Origin of the sequence: Streptomyces graminilatus (assembly GCF_001418565.1) — a bacterium.
In the GTDB taxonomy this organism is placed as follows: Bacteria; Actinomycetota; Actinomycetes; order Streptomycetales; family Streptomycetaceae; genus Streptomyces; species Streptomyces graminilatus.
The window spans coordinates 1-4,820 of the sequence record NZ_LIQQ01000666.1 but is presented as its reverse complement, the minus strand read 5'-3'; the positions used below and the strand labels follow the sequence as shown (position 1 = coordinate 4,820).

The following is a 4,820-nucleotide window of genomic DNA, read 5'->3' as shown; positions in this document are numbered from 1 at the left end:
GGACGGGACGGGAAGGGGCGGCGGGGGCGGAAACAATCCGTCACCGCTGCGCACCGCATCACACACCCCCGCACCCCCACATGGCAGGATCGGAACCGCCATGACTGCGCCCACGAAGCCCACGCACCGCGACGACACCACCACCCCCGCCGACGAGGTCGAGAACACCGCCCTCCACTCCCCCGTCATCGACTGGTTCGACGAACACGCCCGCGACCTCCCCTGGCGGCACCCGGACGCCGGCCCCTGGGGTGTGATGGTCAGCGAGTTCATGCTCCAGCAGACGCCCGTCAGCCGCGTACTGCCCGTATACGAGCAGTGGATCGCCCGCTGGCCCCGCCCCGGCGACCTCGCCGCCGCCCCCTCCGGCGAAGCCGTCCGCGCCTGGGGCCGGCTCGGCTACCCGCGCCGCGCCCTGCGTCTGCACGGCGCCGCCGTCGCCATAACGGAACGCCACGGTGGCGACGTACCCACCGAGCACGCCCAACTGCTCGCCCTGCCAGGCATCGGCGAGTACACCGCCGCCGCCGTCGCCTCCTTCGCCTACGGCCAGCGGCACGCCGTACTGGACACGAACGTCCGCCGCGTCATCGCCCGGGCCGTCACCGGCGTCCAGTACCCCCCGAACGCCACCACCGCCGCCGAACGCAAGCTCGCCCGCGCCCTGTTGCCGGCCGACGAGCCCACGGCCGCCCGCTGGGCCGCGGCCTCCATGGAGCTGGGCGCGCTCGTCTGCACGGCCAGGAACGAGACCTGCCATCGCTGTCCGATCGCCGGCCAGTGCGCCTGGCGGCTCGCCGGGAAGCCCGAGCACGAGGGCCCGGCGCGGCGCGGCCAGACGTACGCGGGCACGGACCGCCAGGTGCGCGGCAAGCTGCTCGCCGTACTCCGCGAGGCCCACACCCCCGTACCGCAGGCCGCGCTCGACAGCGTGTGGCACGAGCCGGTCCAGCGCGCCCGGGCCCTCGACGGCCTGGTCTCCGACGGTCTGGTCGAGCCCCTGGAGGGCGGGCTGTACCGGCTGCCGCAGAGCTGAGACAGACACCGGGACGCACACAGCCGAAACACACGCCAGGCGTTCCGTAACGCCCCGACCCGCCTCTCCGACACACTCACCACACCCCCAAATCACCACACAACGCCACCAATCGACCCGCCCCCTTACCCCCTCCCTACTTCCGTTACACAACCGACGGACAGCCGAGCGCTCTCCGAAGGCCGGCACGGACAACCCCGTGACAACGGCTCCGTAACTTCATCTCTGCAAGGACCACAGGGCAGTGAAAGCCGGCCGGCAGGGCGGGTCGGAAACGGGGAGCGGGAGGCGGCGAGATGGCGCAGCAGGGCGAAGTGCTTGAGTTCGAGGAGTACGTCCGCACACGGCAGGACGCGCTGTTGCGCAGCGCCCGTCGACTGGTGCCGGACCCCGTCGACGCGCAGGACCTGCTGCAGACGGCGCTCGTACGGACGTACGGCCGCTGGGACGGCATAGCGGACAAGCGGCTCGCGGACGCCTACCTCCGCCGGGTGATGATCAACACCCGGACCGAGTGGTGGCGGGCCCGCAAGCTGGAGGAGGTGCCCACCGAGCAGCTCCCGGACGCGTGTGTCGACGACTCCACCGAGCAGCACGCGGACCGCGCCCTCCTGATGGATGTCATGAAGGTTCTCGCACCCAAGCAGCGGAGCGTCGTCGTGCTGCGACACTGGGAGCAGATGTCCACGGAGGAGACGGCCGCCGCCCTCGGCATGTCGGCCGGAACGGTCAAGAGCACGCTGCACCGGGCCCTCGCCCGGCTCCGGGAGGAGCTGGAGGCCCGCGACCTGGACGCACGCGCGCTGGAGCATGGGGAGCGGGAGCGTTGCGCGGCCTAGGCACAGGGGCGACCGGCCCCGGAGTCCCGCACACAGGTCCAGGGACACGTACGGGGACAGGTGCGGGGACACCCAAGGGTGCGTCGATCCTGTCCGCACCCACCCGGCGGGCCTTTCAGGCGGTGATCACGGCAACGGCCGTGCTCGCCGCCCTGACCTTTTTCGTCTCCGCCTGCGCGACCGGTGGTACCGGCGCCCGTGACGAGGGCCCCGCGGGGGCCGACGCCGTCGCGGGCAAGCTGCGCAGCGCTCCCGTGCCCTCCGTGTACGACACCCCGGACGACGTGGACGCGGTCGCGCTCGTGCGGGACGATCCAGGGGTCGCGCCCTCGGTCAAGCGCGCGCTGAAGCCGTGCGTCGGGGACGAGTACCCGGTCGACGTGTCGTACGGGGATCTGACCGACGGAAACTCGGACGACGTCGTCGTCAACGTCATGACGTGCAGCGATGCCGTCGGTGTCGGTTCCTATGTGTACCGCGAGGCGGGGGACGGGTACCGGAACGTCTTCCGGGCCGAGGAGTCTCCGGTGTACGCGGAGATAGACCGCGGCGACCTGGTGGTCACCAAGCAGGTCTACAAGAAGGACGACCCGGTGACGAGCCCGTCGGGCGAGAATGTGATCACCTATCGCTGGACGGCGGGCCGCTTCGCCCTGGAGTACCGCACGCACAACGAGTACAGCGGCGCGGTCGACGGCGCCGACGCACAGACGACAGCCGCGAACTGACCAGCACCGACAGCACTGACCAGCACTGACAGCACCGACCAGAACCGACCGACCCGTACTGAGAACCGAGAACAGAGAGCATCCGGGATGGCAGACCAGACCCACGTCCTTTTCGTCGAGGACGACGACGTCATCCGCGAGGCCACCCAACTCGCCCTGGAGCGGGACGGCTTCGCGGTCACCGCCATGCCCGACGGGCTGTCGGGGCTGGCCGCGTTCCGCGCCGACCGCCCGGACATCGCCCTCCTGGACGTCATGGTGCCGGGCCTCGACGGGGTCAGCCTGTGCCGCCGTATCCGTGACGAGTCCACCGTCCCGGTGATCATGCTGTCGGCGCGCGCCGACTCGATCGACGTGGTCCTGGGCCTGGAGGCGGGCGCCGACGACTACGTCACGAAGCCCTTCGACGGTGCCGTGCTGGTCGCCCGGATCCGCGCGGTCCTGCGCCGCTTCGGTCACGCGAGCGGCCCCGGCGCGGCGGCCTCGGAGGACAGCGGGCCGATGACCGACGGGGTGCTGGTCTTCGGGGAGCTGGAGATCGACACCGAGGGCATGGAGGTCCGCAAGGAGGGCGTGCCGGTGGCCCTGACGCCGACCGAGATGCGGCTGCTGCTGGAGTTCTCGTCCGCGCCGGGCACGGTCCTCTCCCGCGACAAGCTCCTCGAACGCGTGTGGGACTACGGCTGGGGCGGCGACACCCGCGTCGTCGACGTCCATGTGCAGCGGCTGCGTACGAAGATCGGCCAGGACAGGATCGAGACGGTCCGCGGCTTCGGCTACAAGTTGAAGGCCTGAGCGGGCCCATGGGTGACAGGAGAACCCGGTCCACCGGAGTGGCTCGCTTCGCGGGCATACACACCGGTCTCAGATGGAAGCTGAGCGCGGCCATCGCGCTGGTCGGCGCGCTCGTGGCGGTCACGCTCAGCCTGGTCGTGCACAACGCGGCCCGGGTCTCGATGCTGGACAGCGCGCGTGACCTCGTCTACGAACGCGTCCTGATCGGGCAGGGCAACTACAACACGACGGGGCGGCCCAACTTCCCAGGCATCAAGATCGACGACCCGAACCTGCCCCGGGAACTGCGGGAGAAGGCCGCGCAGGGCCGCCGGGCGACCTTTGTGACCGACCGGCCGGACGGGGTGCCGGACATCTGGGCGGCCGTGCCGCTCAAGGACGGGCACATCATGTCGCTGCACACCGGGTTCACCGACCGCAGTACGGACATCATGGCCGACCTCGACCAGGCGCTGATCATCGGCTCGATCGCCGTCGTCCTCGGCGGCAGCGCGCTCGGTGTGCTCATCGGCGCCCAGTTGTCGCGTCGGCTGCGCAAGGCGGCTGCTGCCGCCAACCAGGTCGCCAGGGGCGAGACGGACGTACGGGTGCGGGACGCCATCGGCGGTGTCGTACGGGACGAGGCGGACGACCTCGCGCGGGCGGTGGACGCGATGGCTGACACGTTGCAGCAGCGGCTGGAGGCGGAGCGGCGGGTCACGGCCGACATCGCGCACGAGCTGCGTACGCCGGTGACGGGACTGCTGACGGCGGCCGAACTCCTCCCTCCCGGCCGCCCGACGGAGTTGGTCCTGGACCGGGCGCAGGCCATGCGCACGCTGGTCGAGGACGTCCTGGAGGTGGCCCGGCTCGACGGGGCGTCGGAGCGGGCCGAGTTGCAGGACATCATGCTGGGCGAGTTCGTGGCGCGGCGGGCGCTCGCGAAGGACCCGGAGATCGCCGTGCACGTGGTGCACGAGTCGGAGGTCACGACGGATCCGCGGCGGCTTGAGCGGGTCCTGTTCAATCTGCTGGCCAACGCGGCACGGCACGGGAAGGCGCCGATCGAGGTGTCGGTCGAGGGCCGGGTCATCCGGGTACGCGACCACGGCTCCGGTTTCCCGGAGGACCTGCTGGCGGACGGGCCCAGCCGCTTCCGTACGGGGAGCAGTGACCGTTCGGGGCACGGCCACGGGCTCGGCCTCACCATCGCCGCGGGCCAGGCACGGGTGCTGGGCGCCCGCCTCACGTTCCGCAACATACGCCCACCGGGCGCCCCGGAGCATGTGCCCGCGGAGGGCGCGGTGGCGGTCCTGTGGCTGCCGGAACACGCGCCGACGAATACGGGGAGTCATCCGCTGATGCGGTGAGGTGTCCCTCCGGGGCGGGCGTCCGACCTGGGCGGGTCCGGCGCTCGACGGCAACGCAGGTCCAGCCCAGACC

The 4,820-nt window shown here is 71.5% G+C and carries 5 protein-coding genes; all 5 read left to right on the top strand.

Annotated elements, in window-relative coordinates; translation table 11 throughout:
- The first annotated feature begins 100 nt into the window (after positions 1-100).
- The 5 genes from AOK08_RS39455 (at position 101) to cseC (ending at position 4,747) form a co-directional block, all read left to right on the top strand.
- On the top strand, positions 101-1,036 hold the full coding sequence (locus tag AOK08_RS39455) for an HhH-GPD family protein (protein ID WP_055535054.1): 936 nt from the start codon (positions 101-103) through the stop codon (positions 1,034-1,036).
- A gap of 296 nt (positions 1,037-1,332) precedes the next feature.
- A complete protein-coding gene (locus tag AOK08_RS39450) occupies positions 1,333-1,875 on the top strand; it encodes a SigE family RNA polymerase sigma factor (protein WP_055535052.1) in 543 nt (180 codons plus the stop codon).
- A 122-nt stretch (positions 1,876-1,997) separates the two neighbouring features.
- Positions 1,998-2,603: a hypothetical protein gene (locus AOK08_RS39445; RefSeq protein WP_338400174.1), complete on the top strand. Its 606-nt coding sequence runs from the start codon at positions 1,998-2,000 to the stop codon at positions 2,601-2,603.
- 87 nt (positions 2,604-2,690) lie between these two features.
- Entirely contained in the window at positions 2,691-3,398 is a 708-nt protein-coding gene (cseB, locus tag AOK08_RS39440) for a two-component system response regulator CseB (RefSeq protein WP_055535051.1), read from the top strand.
- Positions 3,287-4,747 carry a two-component system sensor histidine kinase CseC gene (gene cseC, locus AOK08_RS39435; protein ID WP_422125816.1) on the top strand — a complete coding sequence of 487 codons (1,461 nt, stop codon included), beginning with the start codon at positions 3,287-3,289 and terminating at the stop codon, positions 4,745-4,747. The genes cseB and cseC overlap by 112 nt, the downstream gene beginning before the upstream one ends.
- Positions 4,748-4,820: the final 73 nt, after the last annotated feature.

What these genes read in the sequence shown, in the direction of transcription:
- AOK08_RS39455 (WP_055535054.1), top strand. Translation starts at nt 101, where the DNA reads ATGACTGCGCCCACGAAGCCCACGCACCGCGACGACACCACCACCCCC.
- AOK08_RS39450 (WP_055535052.1), top strand. Translation starts at nt 1,333, where the DNA reads ATGGCGCAGCAGGGCGAAGTGCTTGAGTTCGAGGAGTACGTCCGCACA.
- cseB (WP_055535051.1), top strand. Translation starts at nt 2,691, where the DNA reads ATGGCAGACCAGACCCACGTCCTTTTCGTCGAGGACGACGACGTCATC.